The sequence below is a fragment of the Bacillus sp. FSL M8-0277 genome, from assembly GCF_037975305.1.
Taxonomy (GTDB): domain Bacteria; phylum Bacillota; class Bacilli; order Bacillales; family Bacillaceae; genus Bacillus; species Bacillus pumilus.
Window position 1 is genome coordinate 1,328,976 of record NZ_CP150255.1, and the last position, 16,141, is coordinate 1,345,116.

Annotated in this window: 17 protein-coding genes and 1 riboswitch; of the genes, 13 read left to right on the forward strand and 4 right to left on the reverse strand. The window is 39.8% G+C overall.

Translation table 11 applies throughout. The features are described from left to right. Nucleotides 1-158: 158 nt before the first annotated feature. Complete coding sequence (locus MKZ05_RS06525; RefSeq protein WP_088004396.1) at nt 159-623, forward strand: MarR family transcriptional regulator; 465 nt, start codon at nt 159-161, stop codon at nt 621-623. 30 nt (nt 624-653) lie between these two features. Here the strand turns inward: MKZ05_RS06525 and MKZ05_RS06530 are convergent, their stop codons facing one another. Beyond that, a complete protein-coding gene (locus tag MKZ05_RS06530) occupies nt 654-3,077 on the reverse strand; it encodes an EAL domain-containing protein (protein ID WP_339161917.1) in 2,424 nt (807 codons plus the stop codon). Nucleotides 3,078-3,322: 245 nt separating this feature from the next. Between MKZ05_RS06530 and MKZ05_RS06535 the strand changes: the two genes are divergently transcribed. The 4 genes from MKZ05_RS06535 (at nt 3,323) to MKZ05_RS06550 (ending at nt 7,162) form a co-directional block, all read left to right on the forward strand. Further along, nucleotides 3,323-3,937, forward strand: coding sequence for a DedA family protein (locus tag MKZ05_RS06535; protein ID WP_339161918.1), 615 nt, complete (start codon nt 3,323-3,325; stop codon nt 3,935-3,937). A 79-nt stretch (nt 3,938-4,016) separates the two neighbouring features. Further along, nucleotides 4,017-4,124: riboswitch (yybP-ykoY riboswitch) on the forward strand. Between the two features lie 94 nt (nt 4,125-4,218). Then, nucleotides 4,219-5,010: a TerC family protein gene (locus MKZ05_RS06540; protein ID WP_050945179.1), complete on the forward strand. Its 792-nt coding sequence runs from the start codon at nt 4,219-4,221 to the stop codon at nt 5,008-5,010. Nucleotides 5,011-5,225: 215 nt separating this feature from the next. Next, entirely contained in the window at nt 5,226-5,981 is a 756-nt protein-coding gene (gene sigI / locus MKZ05_RS06545; RefSeq protein ID WP_034662939.1) for an RNA polymerase sigma factor SigI, read from the forward strand. Then, on the forward strand, nt 5,978-7,162 hold the full coding sequence (locus tag MKZ05_RS06550) for an anti-sigma factor domain-containing protein (RefSeq protein WP_106029820.1): 1,185 nt from the start codon (nt 5,978-5,980) through the stop codon (nt 7,160-7,162). Before sigI ends, MKZ05_RS06550 begins: the two co-directional genes overlap by 4 nt. 39 nt (nt 7,163-7,201) lie before the next feature. Here the strand turns inward: MKZ05_RS06550 and MKZ05_RS06555 are convergent, their stop codons facing one another. Beyond that, on the reverse strand, nt 7,202-7,396 hold the full coding sequence (locus tag MKZ05_RS06555; protein ID WP_003211343.1) for an alpha/beta-type small acid-soluble spore protein: 195 nt from the start codon (nt 7,394-7,396) through the stop codon (nt 7,202-7,204). A 129-nt stretch (nt 7,397-7,525) separates the two neighbouring features. Then, nucleotides 7,526-8,239, reverse strand: a complete 714-nt coding sequence (locus MKZ05_RS06560) for a DUF1836 domain-containing protein (protein ID WP_003211160.1) — start codon at nt 8,237-8,239, stop codon at nt 7,526-7,528. Nucleotides 8,240-8,517: 278 nt separating this feature from the next. On the opposite strand from MKZ05_RS06560, the gene htpX reads away from it, so the two are divergent. The 5 genes from htpX (at nt 8,518) to MKZ05_RS06585 (ending at nt 11,869) form a co-directional block, all read left to right on the forward strand. Further along, nucleotides 8,518-9,417 carry a protease HtpX gene (htpX, locus tag MKZ05_RS06565; protein WP_003212518.1) on the forward strand — a complete coding sequence of 300 codons (900 nt, stop codon included), beginning with the start codon at nt 8,518-8,520 and terminating at the stop codon, nt 9,415-9,417. 143 nt (nt 9,418-9,560) lie between these two features. Beyond that, nucleotides 9,561-10,907 carry a TrkH family potassium uptake protein gene (locus MKZ05_RS06570; protein ID WP_003211513.1) on the forward strand — a complete coding sequence of 449 codons (1,347 nt, stop codon included), beginning with the start codon at nt 9,561-9,563 and terminating at the stop codon, nt 10,905-10,907. A 97-nt stretch (nt 10,908-11,004) separates the two neighbouring features. Next, nucleotides 11,005-11,523: a YetF domain-containing protein gene (locus MKZ05_RS06575; RefSeq protein ID WP_003211987.1), complete on the forward strand. Its 519-nt coding sequence runs from the start codon at nt 11,005-11,007 to the stop codon at nt 11,521-11,523. Between the two features lie 6 nt (nt 11,524-11,529). Continuing rightward, entirely contained in the window at nt 11,530-11,694 is a 165-nt protein-coding gene (locus tag MKZ05_RS06580) for a hypothetical protein (protein WP_339161922.1), read from the forward strand. Further along, on the forward strand, nt 11,687-11,869 hold the full coding sequence (locus MKZ05_RS06585) for a hypothetical protein (RefSeq protein ID WP_003211111.1): 183 nt from the start codon (nt 11,687-11,689) through the stop codon (nt 11,867-11,869). Before MKZ05_RS06580 ends, MKZ05_RS06585 begins: the two co-directional genes overlap by 8 nt. Nucleotides 11,870-11,896: 27 nt before the next feature. On the opposite strand, the gene MKZ05_RS06590 is transcribed toward MKZ05_RS06585, so the two are convergent. Beyond that, nucleotides 11,897-12,916, reverse strand: coding sequence for an acyltransferase family protein (locus tag MKZ05_RS06590; protein ID WP_339161924.1), 1,020 nt, complete (start codon nt 12,914-12,916; stop codon nt 11,897-11,899). Between the two features lie 293 nt (nt 12,917-13,209). On the opposite strand from MKZ05_RS06590, the gene MKZ05_RS06595 reads away from it, so the two are divergent. The 3 genes from MKZ05_RS06595 to MKZ05_RS06605 all read left to right on the forward strand — a co-directional run bounded on the left by MKZ05_RS06595 (nt 13,210) and on the right by MKZ05_RS06605 (nt 16,124). After that, nucleotides 13,210-15,405 (forward strand): PAS domain S-box protein, encoded by a 2,196-nt coding sequence (locus MKZ05_RS06595; protein ID WP_339161925.1) that lies wholly within the window; start codon nt 13,210-13,212, stop codon nt 15,403-15,405. Nucleotide 15,406: 1 nt separating this feature from the next. Next, on the forward strand, nt 15,407-15,898 hold the full coding sequence (locus MKZ05_RS06600; protein WP_212045803.1) for a methylated-DNA--[protein]-cysteine S-methyltransferase: 492 nt from the start codon (nt 15,407-15,409) through the stop codon (nt 15,896-15,898). Nucleotides 15,899-15,989: 91 nt separating this feature from the next. Further along, a complete protein-coding gene (locus MKZ05_RS06605) occupies nt 15,990-16,124 on the forward strand; it encodes a hypothetical protein (RefSeq protein ID WP_003211599.1) in 135 nt (44 codons plus the stop codon). Nucleotides 16,125-16,141 lie beyond the last annotated feature (17 nt).

Consider the following 16,141-nt stretch of genomic DNA (forward strand, 5'->3'; position numbering starts at 1 on the left):
ATTTTAAAAGTTTATATCGAAATCTTATACATAACACGAATGGAGTCACTTATGTGGTTGAAAGGGTTTTCAAAAACGTACTTCTATTTTTTACGAAAGGCTCCAACTGCACCGCAAGAAAGCCTTGAAGTTAAAAAAATATTATAAGAGGTAGATATGTGATGAGACTATCGTTTAATGAAGAAGAAGTAGAACGTTCAATGACACTTTACAAGGTATTTGCAAGAGCATTTAAAAGCGTTTCAGAACACAGCATTAGAGACAGCAAAGAGCATGGATTTAATCCAACTGAATTTGCGGTTCTTGAATTGCTGTATACAAGAGGTGCTCAAAAACTTCAGCAAATCGGCTCAAGACTCCTGCTTGTCAGCGGGAATGTGACGTACGTAATTGACAAATTAGAACGAAATGGTTTCATTGAAAGAGAGCAGGACCCAAAGGATAAAAGGTCGGTTTATGCCCATTTAACAGATAAAGGGCGCAGTTATCTTGATAAAATTTACCCGATTCATTCTCTCCGGATTGCGCGTGCCTTCTCAGGCCTCTCGCGAGAAGAACAAGAACAATTGATTAGTCTATTGAAAAAAGCAGGTATTCACAGTCAACATTTATTATTTAGATAGAACGAAAAGGTGCCATGATTGGCACCTTTTTTATGTGTCCAGCTGATGCGCTGGATAGGCAATGAATTTTTCGATATCGTTTGCTGGAAGGGGCTTTGCATAATAAAAGCCTTGCAAGTCGTCACATCCTTGTGCAGATAAAAGCTGTGCCTGCGCAAAGGTTTCAACACCTTCTGCTATGACCTCGAGAGATAGTTGATGTCCCATCGCGATAATGGCACCTGTAATCTGTTCAGATTTTGAATCATTTAAAATATCTTCGATGAAGGATTTGTCGATTTTTAGGCGATGAATGGGCAAATCCTTTAAATAGCTTAAGGAGCTATGCCCTGTACCAAAGTCATCAATACTAATGCGAACGCCCAGATGTTTCAGTGAGGTCAGTACCTGTTTTGATTGCTTGATATTGTCCATTGTCATACTTTCTGTGACTTCAAGCTCGAGCAGTGACGGTGTCATATCGTATTTTTTCAGTGTCAGCTTAATCAAATCAATTAAGTCTTCAGAATTGAATTGTTTTGCAGATAAATTGACAGCCACGGGAATTTTCAGCCCGTTGTCATACCACATTTTAGCCTGCCTGCATGCGGTATCAATCACCCATCTGCCAATATCAATGATCAGTCCTGATTCCTCTGCCAGCTCAATAAAAGCCTCGGGTGATTTTAACGAACCATCTGGTGCTTTCATTCTTAGAAGAGCTTCTACACCAGTCATCTGTCTTGTTTTCGCACTCACTTGCGGCTGGTAATGAAGCACAAACTGTTCTCTTTGAATGGCATCCCGTAACTCAAGCTCTCGGTTCAACCTATCTTCACTTGTTCTTTCCATTGATTCGGTGAAAAACTCATAACGGCTTTGCTTATGTTTTTTGGATAAATACATCGCCATATCGGCTTTCCTCATTAACTCCATCCCATCTTTGCCATTTTGAGGTGAGATAGCGATTCCAATGCTGATAGAAGTAATGAGCTGATGATTCTGGATGAAAAAAGGACGCTCAAATTGCCGAATGATATTTTGAGAAAGCTGTTCAATTTTCTGTGTGTCATGCCCCATGTCAGGGAAGATCATTAAAAATTCATCCCCGCCTAGTCTGGCTATAAAGCCGTTGTCTGGTAAACATTGCGTCAGTCTGTTTGCAGCTGCTTTAAGAAGTAAGTCCCCTATGTTATGACCAAGTGCATCATTGATAATTTTAAAACGATTCAAATCAAGAAACAGAACAGCCGTCGATGTTCCTGTCTCTTTTTGAGCGGAGAGAACATCACTTAGATGGTTGATGGCGTGGCGCCGATTAGGAAGCTCGGTTAACGCATCATAATGTGCCATGACATGAATTTCTTTTTCTGCAATCCGCTGCTGCGTTAAATCTTTTAAGACAAGATAAATACTGTCAAGCGTATTGTTGACATGAACAGGTATGTAAGTGACATGATAATAATAAAAGCGATCTGCTGCTTTTAGTTCTGCTTCACGTGTGATGGCTTTTTTTGACTCGTAAATAAATTCTTCCCACATGTCAGTCGGCATGACGTATTGGCTGACATCATCACCAATCCAAGAATTGCACATTTTTAGAATTTGTTTACCTGAGTCGTTCGCAGAAAGCACCTTTCGATTGACAGATAACACGATAATGCCATCGATATTATGTTTGATGAGCGATTGGAACCGCTGTTCATTTTCCTTTAGCTTATCTGCCTGCTTCATGATTCGGTGATCTATATAGGCACCAAAAATCATCAGTGTTTGGACAATCAGTGTCATTAAGCCGATGAAAATCGACAGACTGAATGGTGATAGTTCAAGAGAACCACCCCTATAGGGCTGTCCGTCTGAATGAAAAAACATAGTAGAAGCAGCCATACCGGTATAATGCATCCCAGAAACAGCCCCGCCCATCACGAGTGCACCAGCTATTTTTAACAGATGATCCTCCTGCTTTTTCCCGGATCGATGGAGCCGAAAAAAGAGATGAAGCGAAAAGAAAGACGCTATCACAGCAATGAAAAACGAAAGAAAAAAGAGGACTGGATCATAGCTGATTGAGACATTGGCCATTGATTCCATTCCAAGATAATGCATGCTGCAAATAGCTGAGCCCATGGTGATTGAACTAATGAGCAGCCGCCTTGTGGAGAGTTGCTCTTGAATGCATATTGTGAATGCGATCAAGGACCCGACAAAAGATGCCAAAATCGATAAAATGAGCAAGGGTGTTTCATAGGTGATGCCAGCACGCACGTGAAATGCCATCATGCTGATAAAATGCATCGACCATATCCCCATTCCCATGATCAAGGCACCAACGATAAGCCATACCTTTTTCTTTGCACCGCTTGACTGTGCCACTCGGCTGGCTAAATGAAGAGCTGAGTAGGAGGCGACAGTGGCGACTGCGATTGACAGAAAGACAAGCCATCCATTGTAACTTCCTGTTAAATGGGTCATGTAAGAAAACCTCCAGTATCTTAAAACAGACGTATACCTAATATATCGGATCGAATGGCTTCTGTGTTCACTTTTCCTTCACTTAAATACCACAATCAACTTTTTTTTCACCTGTCTTTTATAGTAAAATCAAATTTAATGTAAAAAAACGACGAAAAGTGAATCGTTTCTTCGGTTTTTTTCGTTTAATATATGTGCGATTCTAAAAGAGATAGAATCAGTTAAACGATTATGTGTGAAAGGGATTGATAAACATCGAAGATTTTATTATTTCTTTAGCTGATGCCTTTAAGAGCTTGTCGTACTTTGGCATCTTCCTTGCATTATGTATTGAATTTGTTCCTGCTGAAGTGGTTCTGCCTCTTGCGGGTTACTGGGTCTCAGAAGGGGACATGGCCTTCATTGGTGTTGTGGCAGCCGGCTCTATTGGCGGCGTGGCTGGCCCTTTGACCTTGTACTGGTTAGGACGTTATGGCGGTAGACCCTTTTTAAATAAATATGGGAAGTACTTTTTTGTTAAACCGGAGTCGCTTGATAAATCGGATGCCTTCTTTGAAAAGCATGGTGGATTCGTCGCATTTAGCGGCCGGTTTATTCCAGGAGTCAGAACGCTTATTTCCATCCCGTGCGGTATTGCCAAGATGAATGTGTGGGTCTTTTGCCTGTACACGTTTTTAGCGATTACGCCTATTACATTTGTATATGTGTATCTTGGATTTGTGCTCGGGGAGAACTGGAAAGAGGTTGGCGCAATGTTAGATCCATATCTTCTGCCGATTGGGATCGGGATTGTGCTGCTTTTCGCGATGTATATATGGCTGAAACGTAGAAAAAGAAAAGCAGAAACACCAACTGCCTAATCACTGGACCCGAGGTGAAAGTCCCCTGTTGACAATACAGTGTCTATTGATTAAACTATAAGTAATCTAAATATTCTTAAATCCCACCAAAGGGGAGTAGCGTCCGGTTTTTACCGGAAACAAAGTCGTCATTACATGGACTTAAGTTCCATCGGCTTTGTTGGCATGATTCTACATATCACATGTCTAGCAAGACCTTTGCCATTACAGGCAAAGGTCTTTTTTGCATTCATAAGCCTTTGTCTGTTGTGGGACAATAGATAAAACAAGGAGGAATGATGATGGATGCAGCAATTATTTTAGAGTACGGGTGGGTTCTTCTCGTACTGATTGGATTAGAAGGGATTTTAGCCGCTGATAATGCGCTGGTCATGGCTGTGATGGTGAAACACCTTCCAGAAAAGCAAAGGAAAAAGGCATTGTTTTACGGACTTGCGGGTGCGTTTGTCATGCGATTTGGTTCCCTGTTTCTTATTTCGTTTTTAGTGGATGTGTGGCAAGTTCAAGCCATTGGTGCAATTTATCTTCTTTATATTTCCATTCACCATATTTTAAAATCGCACGTATTTAAGAAAAAGGAATCAGACACAAACATGAAGCAAAGCGGCTTCTGGGCAACAGTCGTAAAAGTCGAGCTTGCTGATATCGCTTTTGCTGTCGATTCCATCTTAGCGGCGGTCGCATTAGCCGTAACTTTGCCGAAAACAAGTCTTCCGCAAATCGGTGGACTTGATGGCGGTCAATTTATTGTCATTCTTTTAGGTGGTATCATCGGTCTGATCATCATGAGATTTGCAGCGACTGTCTTTGTGAAACTGCTCAAAACAAGACCGAGCCTAGAAACAGCAGCCTTTGTCATTGTCGGGTGGGTTGGTGTGAAGCTCACGCTTTACACACTGTCACATCCAGCCATTGGTATCGTGTCCTCTCATTTTATTCATTCAACATTATGGAAAGTGATTTTCTGGACAGTGCTTCTCGCAATTGCAGCATTTGGCTGGTTTTTATCAAGTCCATCAAGAAAAGGCGGGCAACAAAACAAGGAAAAACAAGAGGTACGCCTAGAAGAGTAGGTTTTTTGAAAGAAATATCATTTCATTTTCATAACACGTATATTACAAATAAGGGGGAGATACCCCCTTATTTCTTTGCTTTTAGACGAAACATTGTAAAGTAGATGATGATATACATGTCATAATTGGGTAACAGGAAATGAATTCCTCATTTCTTCCTTTGCGCTTCCCTCATAAATTAGCTATCATAAATGAGTAATATAGGGAGAACTGAGGTGAAACCATTGCTTAGCCTTTTGTTTAAAAAAGGAAAGAAAAAGCAAACATTAGAGCAGTCGGCTATCAGTATTCAACAAGGTGATATCGAGCTGCAAAATGCATTAATAGAGCAATACAAACCATTTGTCGCTAAGACGGTTTCATCCGTTTGTAAACGATATATAGATGAAAAAGATGATGAATTCAGCATAGGCTTAATTGCCTTTAATGAAGCGATAGAAAAATACTCTGCTGAAAAAGGAAACTCACTCCTTGCTTTCGCAGAATTAATTATTAAAAGAAAAGTGATCGACTATATTCGAAAAGAAGCGAGAAATGCGCCAACGGTTCAAATGGACCTGCAAGAAAGTGAAAATGGCGAGTACTCTCAAAGCATGATTGAAGCAGAGCTGTCTACAAACGAATATAGACGTTTAATTGAACAAGAACACAGAAGAGAAGAAATTGAACATTTTAAAGAACGATTGAAAGTATACGGTCTCACGTTTCAAGAGCTGCTTGAACATTCACCAAAGCATGCAGATGCAAGGCAAAATGCCATTAAAGTAGCTCACACACTCGTTGAACACGATGAGCTCAGAACCATTTTATTTCAGAAAAAACAATTGCCAGTCAAACAGCTTGAAAAGCTAGTGGAAGTCAGCCGCAAAACGATTGAGAGAAATAGAAAATATATCATTGCGATGGCGATCATTATGACGGGTGATTATGTGTATTTGAAAGATTACCTTAAAGGGGTGCTTAATTCATGAGAAGAGGCATTATAGTAGAGAAAAACAAAAAATATGTCACGCTGCTGACCCCTGATGGACAATTTCTGCGGACAAAATATGAACAGCAAGATTATGAAATCGGTCAAGAAGTGACATTTCCGAATGAATCACGTCTCGAAAGAAAAAAAGCCGGTTTTTTTGACTTGCTTCGTTTACGTCCATTAAATGCAGGAATCCTATCAATCGCTGCGATTATTGTCGTGATTTTTACTATGATGCCATCTTTCTCAAGTCAAAAAGCATATGCATATATGACGATTGACATTAATCCAAGCTTTGAACTGAAGCTTGATCACAATTATCAAGTGATCGGTGTCACACCACTGAATAAAGATGCGAAACAAGTACTGGCCAGTATGAAGGATTTAGAAAAAAACGACATGACCAAAGTTGTGCAGGAAATCATAGATGACTGTGATAAAAAAGGTTATGTGAACCACTCTAAGAGCATTTATATTTCTACGGTTTATGAAAACAAGCAGGACCATACATATAAAACCAACGTCAAAAGTAAAATTAACACCATCTCTGGTGAATATCAAAAGCGCGATTACAAGCTAGAAACTGTAGAAAGTGACCTGGAAACAAGAGAAAAAGCTCAAAAGGCAGGCATTTCAACAGGCACATATATCAGAAATCAAGAAATCCAAGACAAAGAACAAGAAGGCATTCAAAAGGATGAAGACGCAGCAGAGAGTGATGCTGTCAAAGAAGAAGAGCCTAAAAAAGATGATGAAGATCAAGCAGACAAAGACAAACAAGAAGACGTCAAGACAGACGATAGCGAAGAGATGAAGCCAGATCAAGAGGCTCCTGAAGCTGAAGACAAAGAGCAGAAGGATCAAGAGAGGGAAGAGCAAGGATCTATTCAAAAGCCACACCAAACAAAACCTGATGATAAAAGCAAAGACAATCAAATAAAGGAAGAAAAGGAACGTTCTATCGATAAAGAACAAAAAAAAAATCACTCAACGGAACCTGATGATAAAAGGAATCCAAACGGCACATCACGTGGTGGTGCTGAAAAGCACGCAAAAAAAAACGACAGGGATCAGAAACAGCCGTCCGCTGAACGAAAAAAAGACCATATGAAGAAGCAGGGAAAAGGTGCACCGTCCCCGTATCGTGAAAACCGGTTTGAGCACACATATGAACAATAAAAAAACGCCAGAATAGCTCCGGCGTATTTCACCATGTTTTTATTTAGATTGATTGCCCATTTGTGATTGAGCCTGTTGAACGAGTCGTTTTGTAATTTCACCGCCAACAGAACCATTTGCACGTGCGACTGTATCTGAACCGAGAGTCACGCCAAATTCTTGAGCGATCTCGTATTTAAATTGATCTAATGCTTGTTCTACTCCAGGAACAAGAAGCTGATTTCGATTTGCCATGTCCATATTCCTCCTTTCACCTCATGTTTGTTGCGCCTTCTTATTTTGAAGAAAACGGCGTACAATTATGCTGGCAATTGCTGCACAAAAAAGCCGAGGTGACCTCATCACCTCGGTTTTCTTTTATCCTTATTTAGCTGCCTGTAGCGTATTAAACATCATTTCTTGCGCTGTACTTTGCAAGTGGGAAGTGAACACAGAGAAGACGGTAGAACTGATAATGCCTTTAATCAAATTCCATTGATTCTTCGTTAATTCTGTAAACTCTTCATGGAGCATGTCGGTCTGCTCCTCAGTCATTTCTCGTAAATTTGTTTCCTTTAACGGAAAATGTGTATGGTGATAAATAAAATCTAGGACGTGCGCATATGCTTCATAAAAACGGATTGGACTAATAATATCATCTGTTCGATCTGTGATCGTGTTAAATAAGGCAGATAAGATCATGCGAATGGCATCAAAGTCAAAAACTGATTTTAAATCCCTGACAATTAATAAAATAACGACCTGATCAATGGAGTACTTCTTGCCAAGCTCTGGATGACCAATCATATCTTTAATATCACGCTTGATCCAATTTTGAATCGCCGTCGATTTAAGAGACGTTAGCTCACACAAGTTGCCAAGCTCAACAATTTCATTTGTAGAAAGACCGTGCTCTGATTTTTGCTTCCGCCGTTCGAGCTTCTCAAAAAACGAAGGGATCTTTAACTCATCATATTCATGATCCTTATCGCCCTTTACAGATAGATTCAAAAGCTGAAGCGGAGTCAGATCTCCCTCTCCTTTTAGAGAATATAGAAGTCTCGTCATGTCAATTCTCGTTAATTTAAAAGTCACCATGTTCCACCTCATTTGTACGTCAAAAACGTGATTATTGATCTAATTCAACATCATAATCTCTTTTTGATGAAAATGCAAAATAAACTAAAATACAGAACGCGGCGTCACAATTTGTTCACTTTTCAGCTGTGGCAAAGTCGTAAATATTGAAGTGACGGGGCTTAAGCCGTTATGATAAACAGAAGGAATGATTCCTTTTTCCTTGCAATTTGAGACGTTTATTTTTATAATTTTATTAATAAGTTCAAATGAACTTAATATGACAGCGGAGGTTATGTATGGGTAAAAGAATATTTCTGTTTATATTAACGAACATTCTTGTTATCACTACGATTGGTATTGTACTGTCGGTTATTAGTGCAGCAACTGGTGTTGGTTCTTATATAGGAGCAGACGGTGGAATTAATTTGGTGGCACTGCTAGTATTCAGTGCAGTTGTTGGTTTTGTTGGCTCGTTCATGTCACTTGCGATGTCTCGCTGGATGGCAAAAATGATGATGGGTGTGCGTGTGTTAAACCCTGAAAAGGATTCATTAACATATGATGAGCAGCAGCTTGTTGACCGCGTGCACAGATTATCAAGAGCAGCAGGCCTTTCTAAAATGCCTGAGGTTGGTATTTATCAATCATCTGAAGTAAATGCTTTTGCGACAGGTCCTTCTAAGAGAAGATCACTTGTTGCCGTTTCAACTGGATTGCTTCATGAAATGGATGATGCAGCAGTTGAAGGTGTAATCGCTCATGAAGTTGCTCACGTTGCGAACGGTGATATGGTGACAATGACGCTGCTTCAAGGGATCGTCAACACGTTCGTTGTCTTCCTTTCAAGAATTGCGGCATGGATCGCAAGCCGCTTTGTTTCGCGTGAAGAGCTTGTTCCGATTGTTCATTTTATTGCAGTGATTGTTTTCCAAATCATTTTCTCTGTCCTAGGAAGCCTTGTCGTGTTTGCATATTCTAGACACCGTGAATTCCATGCAGACCGAGGCGGAGCTGACCTTGCCGGTAAAGATAAAATGGTTCATGCGCTTCGCTCACTTGAGGCGTATACGTCAAGAATCAAAGATGATGATCAAACAGCAGTTGCTACGCTTAAAATCAGTGGTAAACGAAAAGCTTCTCTTTTCTCAACACACCCTGATTTAAACGAAAGAATCAGAAGACTAGAAGCAAAATAAGAAAGACGAAAAGACATTCTACATCAGGATGTCTTTTTCTTTTTGATGAAAAAGAAAATAAAGCATAAAATATCTTTAAAATCATGTCTCTTTTCATTAAAATGATAAAGTATTCGAAAAGATAGATAAAAGAAGGAATGACAATGAATCCTATCAAAAAGCTAATTGACCGGCTGTCAGCATTTCAGCTGATTGCCCTCTATTATTTTCTTGCTGTAACCGTATCACTTATTCTTCTCAGCCTCCCAGTGGCTCATCAAGAGGGAGTGAAATGGACATTTATTGATGCTCTATTTACGGCGGTGAGTGCGGTAAGTGTCACAGGACTCACTGTCGTTGATACCTCGCAAACATTTAGTGTGGCAGGTATGTGGATCCTTGCGTTTGTCCTGCAAATCGGAGGTATCGGCATTATGACGCTCGGTACCTTTGTGTGGATTGTCATGCGAAAAAGGATTGGGATTAAAGAAAGAAAGCTCATCATGGCAGATCAAAACCAGAGCAATTTATCAGGTATTGTGAAATTAATGAAGCAGGTCTTATATTTAATTTTGCTCATTGAGTTTTTAGGCGGTCTGATTTTAAGCATGTATTTTCTCAAATATTACGATGTGCAAGGAGCATTCTTGCATGGCTTCTTCTCAAGTATTAGTGCGACCACCAATGGGGGCTTTGATATTACAGGGAACTCGCTCATCCCTTACAAAGATGATTATTTTGTCCAATTTATTACGATGCTGCTGATCATCTTTGGAGCGATTGGCTTTCCTGTGCTCGTCGAAGTAAAGGATTATTTATTTAATCAGGACCGAAAGCACGCATCGTTTTCATTGTTTACAAAAATCACAACGATTACGTTTGGCGGTCTTGTCGTTGTTGGAGCGATTGGCATATATGCACTTGAAGCCGGGTTCAGCTTCCTAGGGAAAAGCTGGCACGAAATCTTGTTTTATTCTTTTTTCCAATCGACCGCAACAAGAAGTGGGGGTTTGACAACATTAGATATTACCCAGCTGACAGAACCGACCCTTTTATTTCTATGTATGCTTATGTTTATCGGGGCTTCCCCAAGCTCTGTGGGAGGCGGAATTCGAACAACTACATTTGCCCTTAATTTACTCGCACTGTTTCATTTTGCTAGGGGAAATAAGTCCATTAAAATTTTCAAAAGAGAGCTTCATCAAGCGGATATTAACAAATCCTTGATGGTGACGATGATGGCCTTTATTTTGGTGTTTGGCGCTACGTTCCTGTTATCCTTATCCGAGCATAATACACTTCTAGAAAATTTATTTGAAGTTTGCTCTGCATTCGGAACAACAGGGCTATCGCTTGGAATCACCTCGGACCTTACGGTGTTCGGTAAATGTATCATTATGGTCGTCATGTTTATTGGACGGATCGGCATTCCAAGCTTCTTATATTTAATTGGCCGAAGAGAAAGCGAAGCGAATTATCATTATCCGAAAGAGCGCGTCATCATCGGCTAAACAGCATTCCGAGCGAATGCTGTTTTTTTATTTCCATTATCTAACTGGCTAAATCACATGGGATGTTCGCAATCTATAGGTAAGAGGTGAACGAGTCGTGCTGGATGTAATATGGAAAGCAATTGTCATGCTGCTAGTTGGTACCTTGCTGCTGAGAATAGCAGGGCCTAAATCCATTAGTCAATTAACTGTTCAACAAACAGTGATCATGATTTCAATCGGATCGATTATTATCCAACCCTTTATTGAGCACAATTTACTTGAAACGATTTATGCCGCCGCTACATTTATCATTGCACTCGTCATCATGGAAAAATTGTCTATCCAATCTGATTTCTTTGAAAAATTGGTTTCAGGGAAATCTGTGGTCATTTTGCAGGATGGAGAAATGCTTGATCACAAACTTAAGAAAACGCGGCTCACAAGGGATGAATTCAAAATGCGCTTAAAGCAGCAAGGCATTACAGACATCAGCAGTCTCAAAAAAGCCACCCTAGAAGCCAATGGACAAATCGGCTATGAGTTAAAGCCAGAGGAAAAGCCGGTGACGGTCAAACAAATGAAGGAACTTCTAGACCAATTAAGAGAAGAACTAAATATGTCAAAAAAGGACTGATTTCAGATGAAAAGAAAAGCAGCGAACAATGAAGCACTGACAAATAATATGACACCGACAGAAAGCATGGCACATGATCAAGGACAAACCCAATTTGATGAACATTCAAGAGATCGTCAAGCAAACCGAAATTCTCATAAAGGGAAACAAGGGGGAGGATCTCGTGACTAAGAAGCATGTAAAAAGCAAGGACATGAAAGACCATAAAAAGCCAATGGACCCAGATATCTTAGAAGAGGAATTTGGTAGTGAGCTTGGAGATATCAACAGCAGCAAATGGATTGATACGCTTGTAAAGCCTAAGAAAGATGCTGAATGTCACAATGGACACATGAATGAAAAATAGAAAAAACGATCCGCGCGGGATCGTTTTTTATTTGCTATAACTGCCCTGCCTGCCGGTGATTGTACGCATGAGATTGGTCATTTTGAGCTCAATCACTGGCTGTGCAACGGTTTTAACAAAGGTGCTAGACAGGGTAAAGGTTAACAGAATGGTCAGCAGCAATAACATGAGAACACTTGCTGCATTCAAGGCCCAGTCATCAAACCAAGTCGTTCTAAGTAGCTTAATTACAAAGCCATGTAATAAATACACATATAACGTTCTTGTGCCCCATTTTGTAAAGAAGAACCGGCGTGTTGGCACTAAAGCAAAGAAGCTGAATGTAGCGCCGAATGCAAGCAGATACCATGCCATTCGTTTCATTGCCGCAATCACTCCCTCATCACCAAGAGAAGCATATGACTGTGATCCAAATAAGAAGGAATAATCAAATTCATAGAAATAGCAAAACATGAATACAGCCATTAATACAAGAAGTGCTGACAGCTTTCCTTTACTTGTACGGATGAATTCAAAATGCTGCTTTTTTAAATAGAAGCCTGCTAAAAACATTGGCAAAAAGACAAACGTACGTGATAAGCTCAGTGTATTGCTAATACTGTCCACGTAACCGACAAGTAACGCAATCGACAAACTGACGATCATCGCCCAGTGAAATGGCAGTTTAGAAAAAGGAATGAGCAGCAAATTCCAAAAGAATAAACTAATTAAAAACCATAAAGACCATTGCGGATCAATTGGATTTAAATTGGCCATGCTTTGATCCTGCAAGAGATAATAGTAAACGGAATAGATCACCTGAAAAATGAAATATGGGATGATCAGCTTAATAGCAACTTTTTTCATAAAACCTGGCTTTCTAAACCCTTTTGCAAAGAAGCCGGAAACCAAAATAAAGGCAGGCATATGAAAAGTATAAATAAACTTGTATAAATAAAGCATCCAATCATTATCATGAATGAATGATCGTAACAAATGACCAAAAACAACTAGAAAAATCAGAAGAAATTTCGCATTATCAAAATAACTATCTCGTGAAGATACCATAACATCACCTTTCCTGCTCGATTTTAAACATAAATGTTCTAAGTGCACTGTTCCCGTATTTGCCCCATTTTAAAATACATTTTGGCTCATTTCGCTATTTGATGTGAAATTGTAGAACGGCTGTAAAAGAAGCGTAAGAAAAGAGAATCGAGGTTCGATCCTGTCATCCAAATGAAATAAATGAGACAGTCTTCGTGTAAAAAGTTATCTTTTTTTATGAGTCGAATGAAGGAACAATGAAAATATTGTAGAAATATTGTAGAGGAATGAGGCTGGAAAAGGAGTGTAAGAGAATGACTGAAACGCTCGATGGCGCAGAAGATATCAGAAAATTAGAAAAAGAGAACGAATATTTGCGAACAGAGTTGATGCAGCAAAAAATGCTGTTAAATAAGACGTTAGATGCCATTTTTATATTTGATCAGCACCTCAACATCATCCAAGCCAATGAAGCAACATGCAGGCTTGTACAGACACCGAAAGAAGACCTCCTCAATAAATCCGTTCTAGATTTCCTTTACGGCATCCCGAAAGATAAAATTGAATGCTCACTCGATCTATTTTTTCGAAAAGGTACGTTAAAAAGAGAAATCTCCATTCAGCTGGAAAATGGTGAAACAAAATACATTGAATTTGTCGCAGAGCACGACACCATGAATCAGCAATATATTGTCGTCATGCGAGATATTTCCTCAAAGAAAATATTAGAACGAGAACGCTCCATGAATGAGCAGCTGTTCAAAGATTTGTTTGACCGAGCCATTGACGGGATGGTCATTTTTGATCAGGATGGCTGCATGATTGATGCGAATCATTCTTTTTGTCAGAGCTTTGAGCTGCAAAAGACTGATTTAACCGATCGCTATTTACATGAATTTGTCGACAAAGAAAATCTTCCATCCTTACAGCACCTTTTAACATCACTTAAAGAAACAGGGAAAGCCAAGGGAGAACTTCCCGTTACCCTTCAATCTGGCCAGTACAAATTATTCGAGCTCACCATTACATCAAATGTGATGAGCGGTTTTTATATGTCCATCATGCGGGATATTACAGAAAAAAGGTTAATGGAAGAAAAGCTTTTAAAAAGTGAGGAACGCTTTAGAGAAATTTTTGAAAATGCAATGGATGCGATCATCATTTGGGCAGATGATGGAGAGATTGTGAGAGCCAATGAATCAGCCTGCCGCATTTTTGAATTGCCTATGCATTCACTGATTGGCAAAAAACTCACAGACTTTCTCGTGAAATCTGATCAGAGATATAGACCGACTAGAAGACGATATATTCGGAATCACGAAATAAGGGAAGAGCTTTTGTTCAGAATGGCAAATGGTCAGTTTAAAGAGCTCGAGTTTACATCAAAGCATGCGGTATTAGAAGGACAGCACTTAACCATTTTACGTAATGTGAGTGATCGAAAAAGGATGGAGGAGGAGCTGCGCGAAAGTGAGCTCAAATTTCGTAAAGTATTTAATGGATCAATGGACGGCATTGTTCTGTTTGATAACCAATACCGCATTATCGAAGTCAATCCATCCGCAAGCGAGCTACTAGGATTGAAAAGTGATCATTTAACGGAAATGAACCTTTTCCATATCCTTGCGCCTTATCAAATTGAACATTTGGCACAGCCTGCCCAGGCGATGTCATTAGATGAAATGGACAATGAAGTGCCATTTGTGCTGAACCACCCAGATCAGCGGATATTGGAATTCTCTTTTAAACGCAACATCATTCATAATATGAATTTGGCGATCTTTAGAGATGTGACAGAGCGGAAGGAATTAGAAGAGCGGGTGAGAAAATCAGATACCCTTCATGTGGTTGGAGAGCTTGCCGCTGGAATTGCGCATGAAATTAGAAACCCGATGACAGCATTAAAAGGCTTCATTCAGCTGCTAAAAGGAAATATAGAAGGGGAGTATTCGCTCTATTTCAATGTCATCACTTCAGAGCTGAAAAGAATTGAATCGATCATCACCGAATTTTTGATTTTAGCAAAGCCGCAAGCCATCGTATTTGAAGAAAAAAATGTGGTGCAAATTGTGAAAGACACGATGGATCTGTTGCACGCACAGGCGAATCTTGGCAACGTTCAAATGCATCTCAATGTGATTGATGAGATTCCGCTCATTTATTGTGAACAAAACCAATTAAAACAAGTCTTTATTAACATTTTAAAAAATGCAATTGAAGTCATGCCGAGAAAAGGAAATGTCTATGTGAGCATTCAGCGGAAGGGCGAAGAGCATATTGTCATTTCACTGCGGGATGAAGGCTGCGGAATGGCAGAGGACAAGCTGAGGCGTCTAGGGGAACCATTTTATACGACAAAAGAAAGAGGAACTGGACTTGGCTTAATGGTTAGTTATAAAATTATTGAAGAGCATCAAGGAACGATTGAGGTAGAAAGTGAGGAAGGGGTAGGAACCGTCTTCCATCTCACGCTGCCACTGAGGCAGAAGAAACAAGAAGGAGAGCATTAATGTGTATTATACCGTCTATCACGCACCAATTGGGGCACTATACATACTAGAAAAAGACGATGCCATCATCGAAGTGATGTTTGATGATGAGCCGTTTTTAGCAAAAAAACAGGAAGCCAATCTAAAAGAAGAAGAAACGTCTGTATTACAAGAAGCAAAAAAGCAGCTAGATGAATATTTCAAGGGTGAGCGCCAAGAATTCGATCTCCCGCTCAAGCAAAAGGGAACTTCGTTTCAAGAGCAAGTGTGGGCAGCACTTTCGACTATTCCGTATGGTGAATCAAAAAGTTATGCAGACATTGCAGAAGCAATTGGTAACCCAAAGGCTGTGAGAGCGATTGGACAAGCCAATAGACGCAATGCATTACCTATTTTTATCCCTTGTCACAGAGTGATTGGAAAAGACCGTTCTCTGACGGGCTATGCAGGAACGAAGACAGATATAAAAGCGGTTCTGCTTGAATTAGAAGGTATCCCATTTGTTCAAAAATAAATCGATTGACCTGTTCCAAATGTTTTCCGTGCGACATATCCTTTTATTAAGCTAAAAAAGTTGGTTGAGGGAAAAAGGAGGGCGCTAGGGAATGTTTTGGGACAAAAAGAATAAAATGTATGCCGTCACATCACTATGTGTCAAAATGAAGGTTTTGACAGAAGAACAGAAAAAAGAAATTTTAGCAAAAACGAATGAAATAAAAAAGCGCGGTGCTCTTAAATAAGAAGTACACGGCGCTTT

Excerpts from the sequence above, each read along its gene's own strand:
- htpX (WP_003212518.1), top strand. The coding sequence starts at position 8,518 with ATGGGTAAAAGAATATTTCTGTTTATATTAACGAACATTCTTGTTATC.
- MKZ05_RS06605 (WP_003211599.1), top strand. The coding sequence starts at position 15,990 with ATGTTTTGGGACAAAAAGAATAAAATGTATGCCGTCACATCACTATGT.
- MKZ05_RS06555 (WP_003211343.1), bottom strand. The coding sequence starts at position 7,396 with ATGGCAAATCGAAATCAGCTTCTTGTTCCTGGAGTAGAACAAGCATTA.
- MKZ05_RS06570 (WP_003211513.1), top strand. The coding sequence starts at position 9,561 with ATGAATCCTATCAAAAAGCTAATTGACCGGCTGTCAGCATTTCAGCTG.
- MKZ05_RS06580 (WP_339161922.1), top strand. The coding sequence starts at position 11,530 with ATGAAAAGAAAAGCAGCGAACAATGAAGCACTGACAAATAATATGACA.
- MKZ05_RS06530 (WP_339161917.1), bottom strand. The coding sequence starts at position 3,077 with ATGACCCATTTAACAGGAAGTTACAATGGATGGCTTGTCTTTCTGTCA.
- MKZ05_RS06560 (WP_003211160.1), bottom strand. The coding sequence starts at position 8,239 with ATGGTGACTTTTAAATTAACGAGAATTGACATGACGAGACTTCTATAT.
- MKZ05_RS06540 (WP_050945179.1), top strand. The coding sequence starts at position 4,219 with ATGGATGCAGCAATTATTTTAGAGTACGGGTGGGTTCTTCTCGTACTG.
- MKZ05_RS06550 (WP_106029820.1), top strand. The coding sequence starts at position 5,978 with ATGAGAAGAGGCATTATAGTAGAGAAAAACAAAAAATATGTCACGCTG.
- MKZ05_RS06590 (WP_339161924.1), bottom strand. The coding sequence starts at position 12,916 with ATGGTATCTTCACGAGATAGTTATTTTGATAATGCGAAATTTCTTCTG.
- MKZ05_RS06595 (WP_339161925.1), top strand. The coding sequence starts at position 13,210 with ATGACTGAAACGCTCGATGGCGCAGAAGATATCAGAAAATTAGAAAAA.